We start from the raw sequence: 20425 nt of genomic DNA, 5'->3' as shown, positions 1-20425 counted from the left end.
GTCTTTTCGTCAAATTTTGCCGGTGACTGCGTTAAAAATCCTTGAAGGGCGACAGCCCGTCGGCGGATTTTTGCCTTGTCACCGACAAAATTATGCCTGATAATCCGTACATTCACCCTATGTGGACAGGTTCTAAAAAATTAAGGGCTCACATTGTGCGCCCTTTTCGTATTATTAAAAAAACACGGTTCAAAGATCTGAACCGTGTCTGTGTATGTGTTACAATATTGATATCGCTTCATGTGCGGAAAAAAATTTGCGCCCCAGCTTTACTGAGACGCAAACTTGCCTGCGGGGGCTCCCCGCTGGAGCTGATGATCGGACTTGAACCGACGACCTACGCCTTACCAATGAAAATTAAAGCTTTTAACAGATTTTTGCAACTTCTTGTATTTGGCTATATATAGAGGTATTTAAGCCATTGTCAACAAATGGTTTTTAGTAGATTTTAACCTGTTTTTACAGCAATAAGGACAGAATAAGGACACTTTTTTCACCTGTTTTCAACGCTATATAGGCAAATATAAAAATAATAAGGACAGATTTATAATAAAAGAGGCTTTCCAAGAACGAAGAGCCTCTTTTGTATTATCCGATATGCTGTTTATTGTTTTCTTCTGTCTGTTCGTCTGAGTTCTTTTTGTGTGTTATAAACATTCCTTGTAATATATTTGCTGCCTGTTCGTCTGCCTCTTGAACTACGTGCAGATACTTTTGTGTAGTTGATATATCAGCGTGACCGAGCCTGTTTTGAACTGCTTTAATATCCAAGCCGCCGAATAATAGGAACGTTGCGGAGCTATGGCGGAGACTATGAAATTTTTTATGTGGCAGATCATGCTTTTTAAGAAAATTATTGAATTGTGAGCCTGCTGTGTGAGGGTGCATAACAGAACCGTCAATTTGTGTGAACAGCCAGTTATCACCTTTCCAAGCAGTACCAAGTGTAAATTGTTCGCGGCGTTTCTCTACTTGTAAGAGCTTAACAAGGTCTATAACTTCTTTCGGCAGCTTTATTGTCCGTGTTTCGTAGTCTTTCGGCGGTTTAACTGCTATCGGCTGATTTTTAAGCTTGTATATAGATCGTTCAACGGTCATTTGACAGTTATCATAATCAAAGTCCGAGAACTTCAAACCTGTTATTTCACCTGCACGGCAGCCGCTACAAACTGCAATCCAAATAAGCGTTTTAAACTGTAAGCTTTCATCGTCAAGACAAGATAACATTGTTTCCATTTCCTGTTTTGTGAATATCTCAATTTTAGGTGTAGGAACTTTTGGGAGTGTGAGTCTTTTTGAATCAGCAGGATTATCATATATAATGTCGAGTTTGACCGCTGTTGCAAGGATACTTTGAAGAATAGTTAAACGGCGACGAATTGTCGCAGGTGCTAATCTATTATTGCCGTCGCCGTCAATTTCGCCTGTTCGTCTGCGTTTGGGTACATTTTGAAGCTGATTGACAAATTCTTGAATGTGAGTAGGTCTAAGCTCTGAAAGCTTGAAATGCCCTAAAGCAGGTAAAATAAAATCATTGATTGATCGTTCATATTCTGCGTGGATTCGTGGAGACAATGAGCCCTTTTTTACTTCAAGATACATCGGTATAAAGTCGCATAACTTCAAGCCTCTTTGTGAACCTGCAAGCCCGTTTTTTACCTGTTCTTCAAATTCAATGGCGGCAGTTTGCGCGGCTTTTATAGCTTGCTTATCGGTCATACCGTGAGGAACTTTCCAAGTCATAGTTTTACGGCGTTGTTTGCCGTCAATGCCGTATCCGTCACCTACACGGATTCTAAACGATATTAACTTTCCGTCTGCGTTACGATTTTCTTTTATATCAGCCATATTAAAGCCCCCTTTTATTAGCTTTTATCATCATAAACAAGTTGTATTAGCTTCTTTATAAGCTCTTTTGCATTGTAATCAATTTGATTTGTGATGTTTATTTCTTCTGTAAATATAGATTGAAAACGGAAACTACACGGATACTTTTTGAAAAATTCTTCATGCTCTTTTTGGAAAGCTTCACATTCTTTGGCAGAATCTATATATTCGGGTGAATTAAGGTCTAATGCATTTTTATGAAGCTGATACAGCTCTTTTAATAGAAAAATAATGTATTCAAAGTTTTCATTACATATAATTTCATTTAGTATTTTTATTGAAGTTTCGCTATCATTTTTTGTACGTTCTATTTGTAAAATTGAATCATCTGAAAGCCCTGTAAAATTACTTATTATTTGAGAAGTTGGATTGACTATTGTTGTTCTGCCTGTAAGGTAGTCTAAAGAAGCTTTAAAATATTCGCTATAAATATTTATCTGTTCAATTGTAGGTTCTCTTTGTTCCTTTTCAATAAGAGATATTGACTTATCAGAAACAAAAATCAATTTAGATAACTGTATTTGCGTTAATTGTTTATCTTCACGTAGTTTCTTAAAGTTATTTCCATATCCTTTTATAAACTTTAAACTTACCTGTGGTTTGTTTGCCATTATATCAGCTCCTATTATTGTAGAATTGGTTACTATAATTCTTCATTATTTCTACACTTTACTTAAACATATTGACAGTTAAATTTAACGGTGATATGATTAATGTAGAAATTGTGGTTGTGGTTCTACAATAATAATATCACATCAATTATCATTTGTCAACTACCACCACAAAATAATTTTAAGGAGTGTTAATATGAAACTTGCAAATCCTGAGATCAGAAACTTAATGAAAGAAAAGCACATACCTGTTTATGCTGTTGCCGCCGTTATGGGTGTTCACGAAAACACAGTATTTCGCAGGTTACGCTTTGAACTTTCAAAAGATGAAAAAGCAGATTTTTGCCGTATCATCACAAAACTTGCAGAACAGCAAGAAAAATAAAAAAAACGTCCTGCCGCCGAAGCGGTAAGACGTTAAGCACATATCCTATTCACCACAAATATTATATCTGCCTGCTCCAATTATAACATAGTTTGCGGAGTAGGTCAAGAAAGCGAGGTTATTAAAATGAATGATAATAACATAACATACAGCGATAATATACCTGATATGCGCGGAGTAAAAGAAACCGCTGTACATTTCGGAATAGCTGTACATCATGCGCGGCAGCTTGCATTGACAGGAAAAGTCAAGGCTATTCGTGCCGGCAATAAAATCCTGATAAATCAGCAAAGTGTTATTGATTACTTCAATAATGCAACACTAACCGAAAAAACTGAATTTACTGACAGGGGTATTCAGCCAATACCTGCCAAAATAAGAGGGGTTAATATATGAAGAATACAAAAAAGCCTTTCAATATTCTGGATTATATCCCACATGGCAAAAATAATGCTATATCAAACCGAGAATTTCAAACATTATTACACCTTGATAGACGTGATATACAAAGGTGTATCAGAGCTGCAAGGCTAAAAGGCGTTATTATTTGCGGCTTTGGCGGCAGAAACGGCGGTTATTTTATTCCCGAAACAATTGAAGAAATAATTGAATATGTAAGAACGGCTAAAAAGGTTATTAATAGTATAATCGAATCTTTATTACCTGCCGAGGCTTATTTGAAGAAGTATAAAAAATGAATGTATTCGATGAACTAAAAAACAGTGTTGATATGCGTTCTATTGCGGCAGAATACGGCTTTAACACTAATAGGCATGATTATATATGCTGTCCGTTCCATAACGAAAAAACGCCGTCTATGAGGCTGTACGATCAAAGTTTTTATTGCTTTGGCTGTCACATCGGCGGCGACGTTATAACCTTTGTGTCGAAGCTGTTTGAACTGTCAGCAATTGAAGCAGCAAAGAAGATAAACACGGATTTTGCCCTTTCTCTCAATATTGGCAAAAATACTGACATTAAGCCGAAAGAAAAAACTGTTTCCAAGTCTCAAATATATAGTTATTTCGAGGATTGGCAGAAATGGGCTTTTCGTGTACTGAATAATTATTATAAGCTCTTATTATTATGGTATGAAGAATTTACACCGAAAACCGCCGATGATGTACCATATATATTATGGGTGAAAGCTTGTAATGAATTACCAATAATAGATTTTTATTGTAATAAATTCATTGGCGGCAGTGATGAAATCCGGAAAAGATTTTTTATAGATCACCGAAAGGAGGTTGAAAGAATTGCCGATGAATACAGAAAATATATCGGAAACTGAAACAGAGTTTTTAGAAGAATCAACAGCAGAAATAATAAAAAATGAATGGGAACAGCCCGAACCATTTGAAAAAGAGGTACAATATCAGGCTTTCCCTGTTAATAGTCTGCCGAAAACACTTTCCGATTACTTGAAAGCTGTATGTGACTTTGTACAGGTTGATAGCTCTATGGTAGCATTGCCGATGTTATCAGTATTATCATTATGTTTGCAAGGTAAAGCAGTTGTTTCATATCCTGCAAATGCTCATACTGAAAGCATTAACATTTATACACTGACGATAGCACAGCCGGGTGAAAGAAAATCAGGTGTATACAAAGCACTTATAAAACCTGTCACAGAATATCAACAGCAATACAATATATTACATCAAAAAGAAATCGAAAGATACAAAAGCAAACGTAAATTTCTTGAACATCAAAAACAAGCAGCAATGAATAAAACAAGTTTTGAACGTGTCGAACAGCTTACAGATGAACTATGTGAGCTTAAACCTGTTCACGAAATGCGGCTTATCTGTTCTGATACAACCCCCGAAGCATTGGCGGCTGAAATGGATAAACAAAATGGCTGTATGGCTGTTATGGACGATGAGGGCAGCGTATTTGATGTTATATCAGGGCTTTACACTAACGGTCAAGGCAATATAAACTTATTCTTAAAAGCTTATGACGGTTCATCTCATACTATATTTAGGCGTAATAATGATACTGCTATAACGCTTAATGCTCCATATCTTACAATTGGCATAATGACACAACCGCAACAGCTATTAAGAACTATGAATAATCCGCAATTTATGGGGCGTGGATTAATGCAGAGGTTTTTATTTGCGTTTCCTATTGGAAAAGCCGGTAATCAGAACTTTACAAGCAAGGATATTTCGTATAATATACAACAGGCTTATGATGAATTAATAACACGTTTACTACGAATCCCCAAAGCCGATAAACCTGTTAAGCTTACACATGATAAAGAAAGCTATAATATCTTACATGATTATTATGATATGTTACAATGTAAAATGCGAAGCGGCGGAATATTTGAAAACAATACATTAAAAGAATATGCTTCCAAGCATTTTGGAAAGGTTTTAAAAATAGCCGGTTTATTACATCTTTGTGAGCATACAGCCGATGAACCTATTAACGGTGATACAGCTATTAACGCCGTACAAATTGGGTTATGGGCTGAAAATATGGCTTTAAAAGCATTTGACGGCGGAGCAGGTGACGACGAAACCACAAAAAACGCTAAGTATATTTTGCGTAGAATTAAAGAACGTCAATACAATGAAATAACTTTACGTGAACTAAAGCGCAATTGCAAAGGTATACACAATAAAGAAGCGTTTAATGAAGCAATAAATTTACTTGAAGATATGTATTATCTGAAATGCGAAACTATCAGAAATACTATCGGTCAACCGTCTACAATATGTTATATCAATCCGCTTGCTTAATATTGTCATTTTTGTCACCTGTCACCCGTCACGCTAATAAATTATCAATGATAATCATCGTAAAGGTGACAGTGACAATAGTGACATTAGTGACAAATAAAAATGTAGGTGAAATAATATGAATGATAAGAACCTGAAACCACAAGCACATAAATTAACTGTCGAGGAACAGGCAAAAGGCGGTAAAAAATCGGGAGCTGTCCGAGGGTTTAAAGCAGCTCTTAAACGACACATAACAGAAAATCCAAATGATGTTATGGAGATCATTGACAACCTTTTTGAAGCTGCAAAGAACGGTGATATAAAAGCTCTACAAGTTATTATAGAGTTGAACGGTGAAAGCGTGAAGCAACAGGAAATAGCTGTACATAAACAAGAAATTAAAGTAAAAGAAAAGCATTATGAAAACACTGATTACTAATCGGCATTGAGGTAGTCCCCCCCTAAAGTGAACAGTGTGGGCTTTCTGAGGATTGGACAGGAGCTGTTCATTCTTTCGCACAGCTAAAGTAAATTCCAAATTTTCAGAAATCATTATAAATAAACAGAAAGGATTTGAAATAATGATAACTAATCGAGAAGAAAGAAATAATAAGCTAAGAAAGCTTGCAACCGATGTAAAAACAGCGCAATTAATTGAAGAAATGATAACGCTTGAAGATCAGCTTGATATACTGAAACAGAAAGATTTTTACAAAGAAAATCCGAAAAACAAAGCACAAATCAAGGTATCACCTGCCTTTTATGCGTATCACAAATGTTTATCAGCATACAAAGAATGTATCAAATTATTGGTTGCAACAACAGGCAGCGGCGAAACATCACCGTTAAGAGAGTATTTGAAATCACTGAGAGAAAAACAGGAATAATAATTGTTCCAAAAATTCCATTTTTTAACCGGTTAAATTTAATGGGTAATACTGCACAAAGCAACGGTAACTAGGCAATACAAAAAAATACAACCGTAAAAAACAGTTAAATTTGGTGGAAACATAATTGCTAATCACTGAATAAACTGAATTTACGGATACTGATATTTTGATGTTTCCGGAATATTATTGATAATATCAATAGACGTGAACAAAGAAACAATGTATAATAAGCATTGAAGCCGCTGCGAAAGCTGCGATCACTGCAAAGGAGCTGAAACTACATGAAAGTAGAAACAGTTGAAGAACTGGAAGCACTATTAAATAATCAAGTATTACCCGAACAAACATTATTAAAGCTGTTAGGCAAATATGTAAATTCAGAACGGGAAAAGGGTACAGATGAAAATACTTTGCTTATTAGTTTATACAAGTATGGTTATATATGCGGACAGAGAGCCGAAAGAAAACGACGTTTAAACAAATAAATATCACAAATAAAAGCGGCAATGATGTATTCTTTTGCCGCTGTTTTTTATAGCTTTTTATCGTAATAAGGACAGATTAAGGACACTTTGATTTTTAGTAAAATAAATAAGCGTTTCCTCATATAGAAGAAACGCCTATTTATTGGTATTTGTTTTGGAGCTGATGATCGGACTTGAACCGACGACCTACGCCTTACCAAGGCGTTGCGCTACCGACTGTGCCACATCAGCATCAACAGATAATATTATACACTAACGACAGGGAAAAGTCAATACCGCAAAATATTATTTTTTATATTAACTAAAAAATCTGAAAATATTTTTGAAAAAAGGCTTGACAAGTATGTTTTTTTCTGATATAATATTAAAGCAGTCACGAAATACTGCAATGCGAGTGTGCTGGAATAGGCAGACAGGCACGTTTGAGGGGCGTGTGTCGAGAGACGTATGGGTTCAAGTCCCATTACTCGCACCAGCGCGAAGATCGCGCAGTCAAGTTCGCGTTTCACTTTGAGTGGAGCGCGAATTTTTTTTCGAGCATAAAGTGGTATTCAGATCGTAATACGTATACAGATAGCGTTTACCACGGGTAAACGCTTTTTCTTTTGCTGTATCTCGGTATAAGGGAGCAAAAATATGATATATACAGTTACATTCAATCCTGCTATAGACTATGTGGTTCAGACGGAAAAAATAACTCTGGGCAGCGTGAACCGCGCTGCTTCTGAGCAGATATATTACGGCGGCAAGGGTATAAACGTTTCTGCGGTGCTTGCGGAGCTTGGTATCCGTTCAAAGGCTCTGGGCTTTACTGCCGGATTTACGGGCGAGGCTATCGAGCGCGGCGTTGAAGCTATGGGCATCGATGCGGATTTCGTAAGGCTGAAGGAGGGTACCTCACGTATCAACGTCAAGATAAGGGCTGAGGAGGAGACTGAGCTCAACGGTCAGGGACCTCACATAGATGACGAGGCCCTTTCGCAGCTCTTCAAGAAGCTGAACAGGCTCATGGACGGCGATACTCTGATTCTTGCGGGAAGTATCCCCAACAGCCTGCCGTCAAATGTATATGAGCGGATACTTGAAATGCTCTCTGACCGTGATATTCGCACAGTGGTTGATGCGTCGGGAGAGCTTCTTGTGAACGTGCTGAAATACAAGCCCTTTCTCATCAAGCCCAATGATCATGAGCTGGGGGAGATATTCGGCGTGAATATCTCGACCTATGACGGAGTTGTTGAGTATGCCGTAAAATTGCAGGCTATGGGAGCTCGTAATGTTCTGGTCTCTATGGCAGGCAGCGGAGCTATACTTCTCTGTGAGAACGGCAGGCTCATTAAATGCGGTGTATGCATGGGAACGGTGAAGAACTCGGTAGGAGCAGGGGATTCCATGCTGGCAGGCTTCGTTGCAGGCTCTGCTGAGAACGACCTTGAATATGCATTGAAGCTCGGAACTGCCTGCGGCGGTGCGACAGCATTTTCCGAGGGGCTTGCAAAAAAAGAGCTTATATATGAGCTTCTCAAGCAGCTCAGGACTATATGAGGGTTTAGTCATAAATTTTGCCCACAAGCGTATCAAAATGCTTGCGGGCGTTTTTTTATCTGTTGATATGTATATTCGTGATAGCGCACTGATCGCCTGTAAGAGCTGCATACAGCTTCGGGACTTCATCGGTCACAGTGGTGACGGAGCGTATTGACAAGCCGCAGAAATCTGAAGCAATATCTATCTGCCCTTTCTTTATTTTAAAGAACAGCTCGCAGTCCTGACCTTCTTTGTTTTTTGCCTTGAAGTCGTTCCAGTCTGTGAACGTATCAAGCTTGCTGACGTGGACGCGGTTTTCGGCGTGGTCGTCCTCCTCCCAGCCCTCGCCGTCAAGGCGCACAACAGTGAGCTCGCGGTAATTCTTGCCGTTTATTTTGCCGTCAGCTGAGGTGAAAATAACAACAAAGGGGCAATGCCATACTAGCCTTGCAGTAGGCAGGCTCATGGTGTGGAAGGATATGCGCATACCGTCGGTTATCTCGAAGCTATCGGAAGTATCAGAGCGCCAGCCGTCTACCTGAACGTTGGGAATATCGCCCTGTGGAACATCTATATAGGTTATTTCTTCTGCGATCCGCGGTATATAGCCTTCGCTTATAGACTCGCCTGTCTTTGCAACGTCAACGTCCTCGATTACGCAGTTTTTACCTGTCAGTGCCAGATAGCAGAATCTTGTGCTGTCGGGCAGAGCAAGTATTATCTCGTGGAATCTGTAGCAGTTCATGAGCCTTATGAGAACATGGTCCTTATAGCGCATGGCTTCAATATCAAAGTTTATCTTTTCGCCGTGGAGCATAGCTTTAGACTCGGCTGCTGCGCCTGCTGTCTCGTTGGTTCTGGTCCGGACGTTCCTTGCACCTGCCTGCTCGACGGTTCCGTCGGCGTGGACAGTGGCATATTCATAGTACAGCAGGTCTCGCTGTTTGCGTTCACTGTCATGCATTCTTCCGTCCAGCGAATCGAACAGTACAAAGCTCGGGATATTTTCATCGCTTCGCTCATCGGACATATAGCTTGTCAGGCGTATATGCACTATGCCGTCATTCAGCAGTATGCCGTCTGAGCGTGTGGTGCGGTACGGTCCGCAGAGCAGAGTTCCGATAGCCTCGCCGTCTGAGGCGTCCTCGCTCTCTCTCATCAGGTACTCTGAATCAAGGTCGATGAGGTGTATCATTATTCTGCCGTATATAGGATCAAACTGAGTTCCCAAGCCCTTTACGAACTCCTCGCGGACTATCTGCTGAGGGATAGGGTCACGGTAGCTTCTCTTTGAGGTCATGGCGTCGTAGGCGTCGGCAACTGCGATTATTCGGGCAATATCCGGTATATCCTCACCTTTTAGTCCGGCAGGATAGCCGTGACCGTCATAGCGTTCGTGGTGATAGTGTGCGCCTATGCTGAGATATGGGGACTGGCTGATACTGGAAAGTATCTGCATTCCGATGACGGGGTGAGTCTTGATAGCACCGTACTCCTCATCGGTGAGCTTGCCCTCCTTGTTGATGATACTGTCCTTGATGCCTATTTTTCCAACGTCGTGGAGCAGGGCGGCGAAGTATATCTCCTCACATTCCTTTTCGTTCTTGCCTGCACTTCTTGCCACCTTTACTGAGTACTTTGCGACTCGTCTTGAGTGACCGTGTGTGTACTTGTCCTTGGCGTCTATGGCGTTTGCAAGAGCAGTAGCGGTCTGCTCGAACAGCAGGTGCATATTGTTCTGTTCTTCGCGGACTATCTCTAACTCATGCCTGCTTGCGCGTTCTATCATATCATTCATGTCCAGCAGTGTGAATACGTAGAGTACCACAACAAGACCTACGAGGGTTATGCTGGTCAGAGATATGCCATAGGTGAACATCTGTATCATTGATGATACGAGAGGCAATATTGAGAAAAGCAGTATCGGTACGCGGATATGCTTGCCAAGACGACGATAGTTCTGAATGACTACCGACATATCAAGTATCAGTATTATCAGCGGTATCACATAGCATATCGCAAAGCCTGTTGAGCGGTGATAGCGGTTCTGAGCGTCAAATGTGTAATAAAAGCCTGTAAACTGTGAAATAATAAGCGGTATCAGTGCAAGTATACATATAAGACATGAAATATTCAGCCGCAGCGGAGTTCTTTTCAGCCCTCCCTCGTGATGATAAAGATTTATGAGATAAAGTGTAAAGATAAAGATTATGGCGAGCGTCAGGGCGAAAACCATGAAATTGCTGACTCTGACAGCCCAATAGCCGACATTGCTGGTATCGCCGCGGAAATAGTATGCCATTCGCTCTGACATAAGCAGGAACATCGCACAGAGTTCCAGTGCAAGTATAATGTATTTGCGTGACGGTATCAAGGTCTTTATTATAAGTACAAAAAAGGCAAGCATACCGCATATCAGGCTGAGTGCGAACATTATATTAAGCTGATATTCTTTCAGCAGATCTATTATGTTGCTCATATTTTTAAAGGATACCCCCTTTATTGAAAAACAGGCAGTATATATTATTGTAAATATATCAAAAAGTTTTCGAAATACAGCAATTTTATATGTATATTATACCATAATAGGTGCAAAAAAACAAGAGCTGCACAAAAAATTTACTTTTGGAGCCTGAAATAAAAAACTCTGCATAAAGCAGGGCTCAGCTTGTCAATGCTCTCTGTTCTCGCTGCAATAAACCGGAGGTTTTTTTATTGTCAGAGGCAGAGCAGTGTGCTATAATAATGTAAAGGGATCACTAAACTCAATAACCTATGTAAAAAAATCAGAAAAAAATAAAAATTTGGGTGCGTAAATTTCAGGTTTCGTACGTCTAATAGATATAAAGCAAATTTGCCTTAAAAATTTAAGGGGGTAATCTAATGGGAAACGATGCAGAGCGCTACCGCCGTTTCCTTGATGGTGATGATAATGGATTAATAGAAATAATTGATGAATATCATGAGGGAATGTCGCTTTACCTCAACAGTATAGTGAATAATATGAGCCTTGCCGATGACATAGTGCAGGATACCTTTGTTAAGCTTGCTGTCAAAAAGCCGCCTTTCCGCGGAAAATGCTCATTCAAGACGTGGCTTTTCACTATAGCGAGGAACTGTGCCATCGACCATCTGAGGAAGTATCAGAAAATTTCAGATTTGTCTCTTGACGAGTATCTATGCATATCCGATACTGCCGATACGGAAAAGGAGTATTTCAAGGAGGAGCAGAAACAGGAGCTTTATAAAGCAATGAAGCGCCTTAATCCCGAATACTATCAGGTGCTCTACCTTATGTATTTCGAGGAACTCGATACCTCGGATATTGCTAAGATAATGCACAAAGCAAAACGACAGGTCAGCGATCTTATTTTCAGAGCGAGAAAGTCGTTAAAATCTGAGCTTGAAAGGAAGGGCTTTATTTATGAGAGATACTAAGGATATCGCCGAAGCCGTATTCAGGATACGGGACGAGTATCTTGAACAAAAAAAGAAAAAGCGCATACGTGTTGAGAAGGCCTGTGCCGCAGCTTCTGCTATAGCTGCCGCAGTTATCATAACCGCAAAAGCAGCCGATCTTGCTTCTGTTGATAATAAGCCTCTGCATGGGCCCGAGGTAAGTGCGGTCATTGATGTGACCACTGAGCCTGTAAGCGCAGCAGCTGACGGAGTGCTCGTTACTGAAGCCGTTTCTTCAGCTGTTATCACACAGACTACCGCTTCTGATAAATCGGCGGTGAAGTCTGTGAGCTCCACAGCAAAGGCTGAGTCCTCTATGATGCCATCAGCCGCAGAAAACAAAGTGCTGCATACTGTCACAACAGTATCATACGCTGAAAAGGCTGATTCCACAGCCGAAAATGACAACACTCAAACACCCGTTACAACTGATTTGAATGATGATGATTGCAAGGAGGTAATCAGAATGAAAGTAATAAACGTTAAGAAGTATCTTGCCGCTCTTTCAGCAGCTGCAATGGCTTCAAGTGCAGTTAATATGCCTGCTAATGCAGAATCCCTGTATACTCCGAAGCCTATAGACTCTCTCGCAGACGCTGTCATTTACATTGAGGAAAATATTGATAAAATGGATTTCGACGGCAGCGGAAAGCTTGACGGATTCGATGCATATGCTCTTTTCACATATATGAATGAGCCGCAGTCGCTTCCCGAGGGCTATGCTGAAAGATGTGCTTCATACGGAGATTTCAATAAGGACGGAGCTATCGATACTCTTGATACCGACCTGTTCAGAGAGATATGTGAGCTCAAATACACACAGGAGGATTATGGGAATTATATTGAAAATATGGAATATCTGATCCCTTCGGACGCAGAACCTGACAAGCACATATACAGGAACATATCTCCCGACGCTCCTGCTGAGATAAGAGAAAAGCTGCTGGATACTGTCTATGTTGACGAGAACTATACTTATGGTTCGGAGGAGAACAGAAACAGCTTTATGAACTGCTTCTTCTTTAATTTAAAAGACTCCGCATTCCCTACCGAGTATACATTTGATAAGTATAACGATGCGTATTATAAGAGATTCCTCGAAAACTATGACGCAGACAAGTACAGCTTCGACATAAATGAAGACGGAGTCGTTGATCTCAAGGATCTCTATGATATTTATCTCTATGATGTAGCTTCTGCCGATGAGGAAAATGTGATCATAAAGAATTTCTATTTCGGTCAGTTCAATATTGTTACCGAAGTGATCGACGGTCAGACATGGATGCATTCCGATCGCGAAAATACGCTCCGCAAACTTCTTCCTATGTCAGAGGAGTTCAAGCAGCAGCTCTGGGATAAGTGTGAGCCTATATATGACTATGTTTATTCGTTTATAGATTATAACAAGGACGATATGCCTTTATGCACTCAGACTGTGTTTGAATTTATTGCAAGATATATCATAAGCAATACCGACATCGGCATTATAAATACAAGCAGCCTGTATTATGTTCAGTATCACGGAGACCTCATGCTCTGCGATCACTCTGTAAGCGAGAACTTTTTAGGTGATCTGGACTATATTTTACGAAGAAACTTTAACAGGACAGATGGTCAGGATAACGGCAATTCTATAGGAAAAGAGTCTTATAAGCGCCTTTTGGCTATTAAAGATCACGATTATATGAGTGATAACAATGCTTTTATAGCACTGATCAATGAGGGAAAGGCTGTTTTGAAGAGCGGCCTCAAAAATGATATGTTTGACATAAACAAGGACGGCGATATAAACTATCTGGATACATATGTCTTTGAGCTGTATGCTGACGACCTCAGTGCAGGCAGAACTGCTGAAGAAAGCGTACTTCCTGCTGATATGTGGAATTTCATCGATCAGAATGCAGAGCTTGACAACGACGGTATCACAGGAACCTTCGGCGATTACATGATCTATCAGTGTGTTGTCGGTCTGGCACATGAACAGCCTCAGTACAAGCTTGATATTTACTATCTTCAGCTTCTTGAAAAGAAGGGGCTTGTAGACCTCAGCGATATAAGACCTTACATCGAACAGCTCTGCAAGGACAAGGAAACAGGCGATGTTGACTTTGACGGCAGCGTAAACGCTATCGATGCAAGCTATGTTCTCAGCTACTATGCAGAAACAGCTGTAAACGCAGAGATCAGCAATGTTACCGTGGCTCATATGGAGTATATGGCAGACCTTAACACAGACGGACGGGTAAACAGCGTAGACGCTTCCGAGATACTCTCATCTTATGCAGCAAATTCAGTTTCCGGCTGATAAAAGCTGCGTATAAAAATCGCACCTCGCTGTGTATACAGCAAAAAGCCCCTGTGGGAAATTGAATCAAGCAATGAACCGGCTTCGCAATTCAAGCGGAGCCGGTTTTATTTTGAGCTATATACGGAGGTTATTGATTATATAATATTTACGGTAAAAAGAAAAGCCGTAATTGCCAATATACAGGCAACAACAGCTTATAAATGAAAAACCTTTCTGAACGTGCGGGTTCAGAAAGATTTAGTCATATCAAAATTATCGCCTAAATTTCAGAGCAAATCCTAAACCAAACAAGAGAACGAACATAGATACACCAAGCAATATATATGCCGTGGTGTTGTCCTGTTGAGGGCTATCATCCATAGGTGAAAATCCACCCATATCAGGTCTTTCGCCGCCTCTTGACTTATTTTCATTTTGGGGAGCGGAACTGCTGTTTTCATCAGCATTCGGAGCAGGCTTTTCTGTGTTTTCGGAGCTTGCCTCAGCCTCTGTGACCTTTTCTGTTTCGGAGCTGTTTGCGTTTTCATCACTTGTTTTTTCGGTATCTCCGAAAGACGGAGCACCGTCGGGCATATTATTCGGATCAAAGTCATCGGGCATTTCGCCGTCAAAGCCCTGTGGGGGCTGACTGCCGAAATCAGGCATATTGCTTGGATCTAAGTCATCAGGCATATCGCCGCCGAATCCCTGTGGCGGCTGACCGCCAAAGTCGGGCTTCTCGCCGTTTCCACGCTGAGGTTTGCCGCTGCTGCTTGAACTGTCCTCGTTTGCAAGTGGCTGGATATTGCTCAGCATCTTTACGGAGAAAGACGAAGTATTTGAGGTCTGTACTATCTCGGAATTATCAGTTTTTTTTGAAGTATCAGATGTATCTGCCTTTTTTGAGCTGTTATTTCTGTCGAAACCGCCCTTCTGACCTCCGCCGAATCCGCCTTTTCCGCCGCCCATGGAGCCCATATCAGAGGTGTTCAGACCGTCTGTGTCAACGAGGGCGGAGCTGTCCTCTTTCTGTCCCTCTGTGGTAGACGGGATAGTGCCGTCGAGCTGTCCGCTGACGCTTTCTGCACGGAGAGTGCAGAACTTGCTGATAGCTTCAACGCCTGTTTTGAACTCGTCGTAGGTGCAGAATTTTGTGGGATCTTTCTCAACGTACTTGTCGATAAGCTCTGCGGTATCTGCCACAAGCTTTTCAAAATCCACGCTGTCAAGGAAATCGCTGAAAAGCTGATGATACTGCTCGGTGTATTCCTCATTATCGAATATCCAAGCGATCATAGGTCTGTCGCTCATGCCGTTTGAAACAGGAGTATCAATGGGAGAATTGACAGAAGATGAAGCATTTCCGCCCATAAACGAACCATAAGCAAGATTATAGTCCCACGGTATCATGGAAAACTGCCCATTTTTCTCATAGAGATAGTAGTTGTGTATCATCTGACCTGTATAGCTGTCGCCGTTTACAAGGAAATCATGGACTACAAAGTAGCGGATTACTTCCTCGATATCAACGGTGTTTTCAAGGTCTGACTGCTCTGAAAGAGCTTTCAGCGATCTGATAAGGCGCTTTTTATCTGCCTTATCGACAGCAGTTTTTGCGTTATTGAAGATGTTGGAATAGCTGTCGATATCGTCATCGGTATATTTAAGCTTTACATCGTCGCTTCCCATACCGAAGCCGCCGCCGAATCCTCCTTTTCCGTTCATGTCAGGCATCTGACCGCCGCCGAAGTCGGGCTTTTCGCCGTTCTCGCCGAACATCTTTGAGGGATCGAAATCACCGAAGTCATCGGGCATATTTTCGGGATCAAAATCCGTCATATCGCCGCCGAATTCAGGCATTTCACTGCCAAAGTCGGGCATTCCTCCGCCAAAATCGGGAGAAGTGAACTGCTTGTTGTTATCATTTGATTTTTCAGAGCTTTCTGTATCTTCTTCGCTCTCTTTATTCATAAAATTCCCCATACTAAAGTCTTTTCCGTTGCCGCGTCCGCCGCCGAAACCCATAGCGTCCGGCTTGTACAGGTCACCGTAATTGCTGCCGTAGTTTCTTTCAAGGAATGACTCCTCAATAGCCTCAACAGCAAGATACAGTCCCCAGTCCTCACCGTTGACCGTGATATAGGCATAACTGCAAAGAGGTGCATCAACCCCGAAATCGTTCATCAGTGTATAGGCAAGGTAGTCCTTCATGTAGGTGTTGTCCTGAATGATATTGTTCAGGCACAGCTTGTCAAGTCCATGATATGTTTTGCCGTTTTCGTACTGGTCGAACTCTATCTTGAAGCTGTAGCGGCTGCTGTCCATATTCTTTACGGAACTGAGGGAAGTATTGCCCTTTGCTCTGATACCGACATTTTTCACAGCTTCGCCGTCGATAACAAGATTGCAGGCGGAGTATTCCTCGCTCTCACAGCCCTCTATGAAGCCCTCCCAGTCGTTCATGACTATGTCAATGGTATGCACCTTTGAGCGGTCGAACAGGCGGTCCTCATAGCCTATGGCATGAGCCGTCGTTTTTATGCCCAGAGCCTGGTCATTGCAGAAGATAAAGGCTATAACAAGAGTAATGGCAGTGATAATAATGCATATCCTGTCTATGTTTTTATGTGCTGACATGATACCACACCCTTATCCCATGTAGTCGCCGTTGTAGCTTACAAGAACAGCACTGCTCACGCCATCCATATCTGCAAGGGCGTTGACGAAATCGGTGTTGTCGTCATTGAGTCGTATCTCCATATTCAGCTCAACAGAGCCTTTCTGAGCGGTCTTGCTCTTGACTACGCATCTTTCGGTCTTGCCGTCAAGGAAAGCCTTAGCCTTTGTCTCGCTGTCGTGACCGTCACAGCGTACAACTACGATGTAGGGGTTCTTGCTTGCCTTGCGGTTTACGAAAACCAGCAGGATAACGCCGATGATAACGCTGCCGATAACTGCAAGAGGTATCATGCCTGCTGCAAGTACGATACCGACTGCGATAGACCAGAACAAGAAGGCGATATCAAGGGGTTCCTTTATGGCTGTACGGAAACGGACGATAGAAAGTGCGCCCACCATACCGAGCGAAAGAACGACATTGCTTGTAACTGCGAGGATAACTACTGTGGTTATCATTGTAAGTGCAACGAGTGTAGTGCCGAAGCTTGCGGAGTACATAACTCCCGAATAGGTCTTTTTGTAAACGAGGAAGATGAACATTCCCAGACCGAATGCAAGAAACAGGGCTACTGCCATATCAAGAATGCTGACGCTGGTCACATTCTCTATAAAATTAGACTTGAAAATATCACTGAAACTCATAATAAAAACTCCTTTTTATCCGTAGATTCTACAGGCTGCATATTTTGAAAAAGCTCCCTCACGCCTGTCTGAGAGGGAAACTGCATTCCTGATTATATCGGGGAGAAAAACGTCCCACTTGACTTCCAGTATGATAGAATCCGAAACGGGGACTGTCACACAGTCAGGATTCAGGAAATCCGTACATCGCATTCCGCTCCTGATATTATAATCAAGGGTTACGCGGACATTTCCCGCGGGATAGATGAATGGCTCTCTTGTGTAGTCCACTATAGTTTTGGGAGCTATCCCCTCTGTTGTCATCTTGGTGTATAATTCCCGTATAAGGGGATACTGCGAATCTATCATCCATTTAGTATCACCGTCAACTATACTCTGAGCCTGCTGCACTGTCAGCGGTGCGCTCTGCTTATTGCCAAGATGATCTATCTTGCTTTTCTTTTCAAGATGAATGACAGAGGTATCGCCGTTGTAGTATCTGATACGGAACTTTTCACGGCGGTTCATGCCGTTTATCTTTTCCATAAGCGCCTTGTCTGCAAGATTATCGAAGTAGAGACTGCGGATAAAGTATTTTCCGTCAATGGCGTGAGAGTCACGATATGCCACAGTGCTGAGTCTCTGACGTATTGTTATCATATCGGAATAATTAATCTCATGCTTTATTTCATGTCTGAGATCCATAGTTTCACCTCTTTTCTTTGTCATAGGTACACACACAGACAAGCTGTCTGCGTGTGCTGCATCCTATGCTTCAATTATACCTGTGAATGCTGAATTGACACTGAAAAAGAGTGTGAGGGCTGTAAAACCAAAGTGAAAAATATGTGAAATAAAATGAAAAGCTTCTGTTTTCAGCTTGTATTCAGCAAAATGATGTATTATAATAGAAGAAATACTATAAGGGGGGGACCGGCTTGAAAATACTTATTGTAGAGGATGAAAAGGTGCTGGCTGATTCACTGAAGCTCATGCTCCGGTCAAAGGGGTTTGAGACAGACGTTGTCTACGACGGTGAAAACGGAGAACAGTACGCTATGCTGAATATCTATGATCTTATCATACTGGATGTTATGCTGCCGGTAATGGACGGCTATCAGGTGGCAAAAAAAATCAGAAGTAAGAGAAATGCAACGCCTATTCTAATGCTGACTGCCAAATCAGACATTGAAGATAAGGTGAACGGACTGAACTCAGGCGCTGATTATTACCTTACAAAGCCATTTGACGCAAGGGAGCTTCTTGCCTGTGTGAACGCACTTCTTCGGCGTCAGGGATCTCAGGTGAATGAACTAACTTTTGGTAATACCCGCCTTGATCTGGAAGCTGCTTCACTTATCTGCGGAGAAAACAGTGTAAGACTGTCAGCAAGGGAATTTGAGGTCATGCGTATGCTCATGACCTCGGGAACTAATCATATCTCAAAGGAAACGCTGCTCACTAAGGTGTGGGGGTATGACTCCAACGCTGTGGAGAACCATGTGGAAGTGTATGTAGGGTTCCTGCGAAAAAAGCTGGCAAGCATCGGTTCTGATGTCCGCATAGAAGCGGTCAGGCGGCTTGGCTATCATCTGGAGTGTGACGGATCATGCTGAAACGGCTCAGGATAAAATTCATTGCGGTTATAATGAGCATTGTCACTGTTTTGTTCATTGTGATATTCGGGCTCGTACTGCACCTTACAAAGCAGAATATGGAGCGTGAGAGTCTACAGTTGATGAGGGGGATGGCGTTCCGTCCCATGATGTCAGCACCAATGCATAAGCCGGACAAAATGCCTGAAAATATACGGCTGCCGTTTTTTACGGTGCTGATTGACGAGTACGGCGAAATAGCTGCTTTCGGCGGGGATTATTTTGACCTTACTGATAAAGAACAGCTCCGGGATCTGGTGGATGCTGTTAATGAAAGATCGAAAGAAACAGGTGTGCTGTCTGAATATGACCTGAGATACATGAAGGCAGATAACGGCCGGATAAAAACTATCGTTTTTGCAGATATATCAAGTGAGAAGGCAATGATTAACGGCCTTATCCGCAACTCGGTCATAATAGGTCTTATCGGCTACGCAGTTTTCTTCCTCATAAGTCTGCTATTGTCAAAATGGGTGACAAAGCCTGTTGAAAAGACCTGGAACGAGCAGAAGCAGTTCATCGCAGACGCTTCCCACGAGCTGAAAACGCCGCTGACTGTTATCATGACAAACGCGGAGATGATGAGCGATAAGAGCTATTCCGAAAATGACAGGGACGGCTTTACAAAAAATATCCTCTCTACGTCAAAGCGTATGAGAGGACTGGTAGAGAGCCTGCTTGAGCTTGCAAGACTTGATAATAACAAAGCTCAGATCATTCTTGCAGATGTCGATCTCAGCAAGCTGATAAATGACAGCATTCTCCCGTTTGAGCCGCTGTTCTTTGAGAGCGGTATGGAGCTGGCTGCTGATATCGACAACGGTATAAATGTGGATGGCGACAAGGAAAAACTCAGACAGGTGGTGAATATCCTGCTTGACAATGCGCTGAAATACTCCGATACTGCTGATAAGGTAGTTGTTAAGCTGAGACGTCAAAGTTCTGAAAGTATTCTGTCTGTATCCAGTCCCGGAATTGCGCTGACAAATGAAGAATGCAGAAATATCTTCAAACGCTTTTATCGTATGGACAAAGCGAGAAACGATGGGCAAAGCTATGGTCTGGGACTTTCTATTGCCGACAGTATAATCAAGGAACATAACGGGAAAATATGGGCTGAAAGTTCAGGCGGATATAATGCTTTCTTTGTTTCCTTGCCGTTATAGTGTATTTGAGATCTATAGCCTACTGGCACACTCGCTTT

Annotated in this window: 19 protein-coding genes and 2 tRNA genes; 14 read left to right on the top strand and 7 right to left on the bottom strand. The window is 41.8% G+C overall.

The window, feature by feature from the left end; translation table 11 throughout:
• Window positions 1-588: 588 nt before the first annotated feature.
• Both K5677_RS13085 and K5677_RS13080 read right to left on the bottom strand, forming a co-directional pair.
• Complete coding sequence (locus tag K5677_RS13085) at window positions 589-1848, bottom strand: tyrosine-type recombinase/integrase (protein ID WP_296728801.1); 1260 nt, start codon at window positions 1846-1848, stop codon at window positions 589-591.
• Between the two features lie 17 nt (window positions 1849-1865).
• Window positions 1866-2498 carry a helix-turn-helix transcriptional regulator gene (locus K5677_RS13080; protein WP_296728799.1) on the bottom strand — a complete coding sequence of 211 codons (633 nt, stop codon included), beginning with the start codon at window positions 2496-2498 and terminating at the stop codon, window positions 1866-1868.
• Window positions 2499-2694: 196 nt separating this feature from the next.
• Between K5677_RS13080 and K5677_RS13075 the strand changes: the two genes are divergently transcribed.
• The 8 genes from K5677_RS13075 (at window position 2695) to K5677_RS13040 (ending at window position 6993) form a co-directional block, all read left to right on the top strand.
• The gene (locus K5677_RS13075) at window positions 2695-2883 is read left to right on the top strand and encodes a hypothetical protein (protein ID WP_296728797.1); all 189 of its coding nucleotides are present in this window, start codon (window positions 2695-2697) and stop codon (window positions 2881-2883) included.
• A gap of 126 nt (window positions 2884-3009) precedes the next feature.
• A complete protein-coding gene (locus tag K5677_RS13070; protein ID WP_296728794.1) occupies window positions 3010-3279 on the top strand; it encodes a hypothetical protein in 270 nt (89 codons plus the stop codon).
• Complete coding sequence (locus K5677_RS13065) at window positions 3276-3581, top strand: hypothetical protein (protein ID WP_296728793.1); 306 nt, start codon at window positions 3276-3278, stop codon at window positions 3579-3581. Before K5677_RS13070 ends, K5677_RS13065 begins: the two co-directional genes overlap by 4 nt.
• Entirely contained in the window at window positions 3578-4174 is a 597-nt protein-coding gene (locus K5677_RS13060) for a CHC2 zinc finger domain-containing protein (protein WP_296728790.1), read from the top strand. The genes K5677_RS13065 and K5677_RS13060 overlap by 4 nt, the downstream gene beginning before the upstream one ends.
• Entirely contained in the window at window positions 4146-5636 is a 1491-nt protein-coding gene (locus K5677_RS13055) for a YfjI family protein (protein ID WP_296728804.1), read from the top strand. The genes K5677_RS13060 and K5677_RS13055 overlap by 29 nt, the downstream gene beginning before the upstream one ends.
• Before the next feature lie 118 nt (window positions 5637-5754).
• Window positions 5755-6057, top strand: coding sequence for a hypothetical protein (locus tag K5677_RS13050; RefSeq protein ID WP_296728788.1), 303 nt, complete (start codon window positions 5755-5757; stop codon window positions 6055-6057).
• Between the two features lie 142 nt (window positions 6058-6199).
• On the top strand, window positions 6200-6505 hold the full coding sequence (locus tag K5677_RS13045; protein WP_296728785.1) for a hypothetical protein: 306 nt from the start codon (window positions 6200-6202) through the stop codon (window positions 6503-6505).
• 284 nt (window positions 6506-6789) lie between these two features.
• Window positions 6790-6993, top strand: a complete 204-nt coding sequence (locus tag K5677_RS13040; RefSeq protein WP_296728784.1) for a hypothetical protein — start codon at window positions 6790-6792, stop codon at window positions 6991-6993.
• Window positions 6994-7148: 155 nt separating this feature from the next.
• On the opposite strand, the gene K5677_RS13035 is transcribed toward K5677_RS13040, so the two are convergent.
• Window positions 7149-7224 (bottom strand) — tRNA-Thr (locus K5677_RS13035).
• A gap of 159 nt (window positions 7225-7383) precedes the next feature.
• Between K5677_RS13035 and K5677_RS13030 the strand changes: the two genes are divergently transcribed.
• Both K5677_RS13030 and pfkB read left to right on the top strand, forming a co-directional pair.
• Window positions 7384-7468: transfer RNA gene (locus K5677_RS13030), tRNA-Leu, on the top strand.
• A 161-nt stretch (window positions 7469-7629) separates the two neighbouring features.
• Window positions 7630-8538, top strand: a complete 909-nt coding sequence (gene pfkB / locus K5677_RS13025) for a 1-phosphofructokinase (protein WP_296728782.1) — start codon at window positions 7630-7632, stop codon at window positions 8536-8538.
• A gap of 55 nt (window positions 8539-8593) precedes the next feature.
• On the opposite strand, the gene K5677_RS13020 is transcribed toward pfkB, so the two are convergent.
• Window positions 8594-10999 (bottom strand): HD-GYP domain-containing protein, encoded by a 2406-nt coding sequence (locus tag K5677_RS13020; RefSeq protein WP_296728779.1) that lies wholly within the window; start codon window positions 10997-10999, stop codon window positions 8594-8596.
• Between the two features lie 404 nt (window positions 11000-11403).
• Here K5677_RS13020 and K5677_RS13015 point away from each other — a divergent pair, with 404 nt between their 5' ends.
• Together K5677_RS13015 and K5677_RS13010 are read left to right on the top strand one after the other, a co-directional pair.
• Window positions 11404-11958 (top strand): RNA polymerase sigma factor, encoded by a 555-nt coding sequence (locus K5677_RS13015; RefSeq protein ID WP_296728777.1) that lies wholly within the window; start codon window positions 11404-11406, stop codon window positions 11956-11958.
• Window positions 11945-14284: a dockerin type I domain-containing protein gene (locus tag K5677_RS13010; protein WP_296728774.1), complete on the top strand. Its 2340-nt coding sequence runs from the start codon at window positions 11945-11947 to the stop codon at window positions 14282-14284. Before K5677_RS13015 ends, K5677_RS13010 begins: the two co-directional genes overlap by 14 nt.
• A gap of 255 nt (window positions 14285-14539) precedes the next feature.
• Here K5677_RS13010 and K5677_RS13005 read toward each other — a convergent pair whose 3' ends face one another.
• From K5677_RS13005 to K5677_RS12995, 3 genes are read right to left on the bottom strand one after another with little or no spacing between them, the layout of a single operon-like run.
• Window positions 14540-16903 carry a CotH kinase family protein gene (locus K5677_RS13005; protein ID WP_296728773.1) on the bottom strand — a complete coding sequence of 788 codons (2364 nt, stop codon included), beginning with the start codon at window positions 16901-16903 and terminating at the stop codon, window positions 14540-14542.
• Window positions 16904-16915: 12 nt separating this feature from the next.
• Complete coding sequence (locus tag K5677_RS13000; RefSeq protein ID WP_296728770.1) at window positions 16916-17587, bottom strand: DUF4956 domain-containing protein; 672 nt, start codon at window positions 17585-17587, stop codon at window positions 16916-16918.
• Between the two features lie 15 nt (window positions 17588-17602).
• A complete protein-coding gene (locus tag K5677_RS12995) occupies window positions 17603-18271 on the bottom strand; it encodes a polyphosphate polymerase domain-containing protein (RefSeq protein ID WP_296728769.1) in 669 nt (222 codons plus the stop codon).
• 233 nt (window positions 18272-18504) lie between these two features.
• On the opposite strand from K5677_RS12995, the gene K5677_RS12990 reads away from it, so the two are divergent.
• Together K5677_RS12990 and K5677_RS12985 are read left to right on the top strand one after the other, a co-directional pair.
• A complete protein-coding gene (locus K5677_RS12990; RefSeq protein WP_296728767.1) occupies window positions 18505-19182 on the top strand; it encodes a response regulator transcription factor in 678 nt (225 codons plus the stop codon).
• Window positions 19176-20387 carry a HAMP domain-containing sensor histidine kinase gene (locus K5677_RS12985; RefSeq protein WP_296728766.1) on the top strand — a complete coding sequence of 404 codons (1212 nt, stop codon included), beginning with the start codon at window positions 19176-19178 and terminating at the stop codon, window positions 20385-20387. The genes K5677_RS12990 and K5677_RS12985 overlap by 7 nt, the downstream gene beginning before the upstream one ends.
• Window positions 20388-20425 lie beyond the last annotated feature (38 nt).

Source organism: Ruminococcus sp. (assembly GCF_024684275.1).
This window is presented reverse-complemented; position numbering and strand designations above follow the sequence as displayed.

Bases quoted from the DNA above. Each gene is read 5' to 3' on its own strand.
- K5677_RS13085 (WP_296728801.1), bottom strand. From the start codon at position 1,848: ATGGCTGATATAAAAGAAAATCGTAACGCAGACGGAAAGTTAATATCG.
- K5677_RS13080 (WP_296728799.1), bottom strand. From the start codon at position 2,498: ATGGCAAACAAACCACAGGTAAGTTTAAAGTTTATAAAAGGATATGGA.
- K5677_RS13075 (WP_296728797.1), top strand. From the start codon at position 2,695: ATGAAACTTGCAAATCCTGAGATCAGAAACTTAATGAAAGAAAAGCAC.
- K5677_RS13070 (WP_296728794.1), top strand. From the start codon at position 3,010: ATGAATGATAATAACATAACATACAGCGATAATATACCTGATATGCGC.
- K5677_RS13065 (WP_296728793.1), top strand. From the start codon at position 3,276: ATGAAGAATACAAAAAAGCCTTTCAATATTCTGGATTATATCCCACAT.
- K5677_RS13060 (WP_296728790.1), top strand. From the start codon at position 3,578: ATGAATGTATTCGATGAACTAAAAAACAGTGTTGATATGCGTTCTATT.
- K5677_RS13055 (WP_296728804.1), top strand. From the start codon at position 4,146: ATGAATACAGAAAATATATCGGAAACTGAAACAGAGTTTTTAGAAGAA.
- K5677_RS13050 (WP_296728788.1), top strand. From the start codon at position 5,755: ATGAATGATAAGAACCTGAAACCACAAGCACATAAATTAACTGTCGAG.
- K5677_RS13045 (WP_296728785.1), top strand. From the start codon at position 6,200: ATGATAACTAATCGAGAAGAAAGAAATAATAAGCTAAGAAAGCTTGCA.
- K5677_RS13040 (WP_296728784.1), top strand. From the start codon at position 6,790: ATGAAAGTAGAAACAGTTGAAGAACTGGAAGCACTATTAAATAATCAA.
- pfkB (WP_296728782.1), top strand. From the start codon at position 7,630: ATGATATATACAGTTACATTCAATCCTGCTATAGACTATGTGGTTCAG.
- K5677_RS13020 (WP_296728779.1), bottom strand. From the start codon at position 10,999: ATGAGCAACATAATAGATCTGCTGAAAGAATATCAGCTTAATATAATG.
- K5677_RS13015 (WP_296728777.1), top strand. From the start codon at position 11,404: ATGGGAAACGATGCAGAGCGCTACCGCCGTTTCCTTGATGGTGATGAT.
- K5677_RS13010 (WP_296728774.1), top strand. From the start codon at position 11,945: ATGAGAGATACTAAGGATATCGCCGAAGCCGTATTCAGGATACGGGAC.
- K5677_RS13005 (WP_296728773.1), bottom strand. From the start codon at position 16,903: ATGTCAGCACATAAAAACATAGACAGGATATGCATTATTATCACTGCC.
- K5677_RS13000 (WP_296728770.1), bottom strand. From the start codon at position 17,587: ATGAGTTTCAGTGATATTTTCAAGTCTAATTTTATAGAGAATGTGACC.
- K5677_RS12995 (WP_296728769.1), bottom strand. From the start codon at position 18,271: ATGGATCTCAGACATGAAATAAAGCATGAGATTAATTATTCCGATATG.
- K5677_RS12985 (WP_296728766.1), top strand. From the start codon at position 19,176: ATGCTGAAACGGCTCAGGATAAAATTCATTGCGGTTATAATGAGCATT.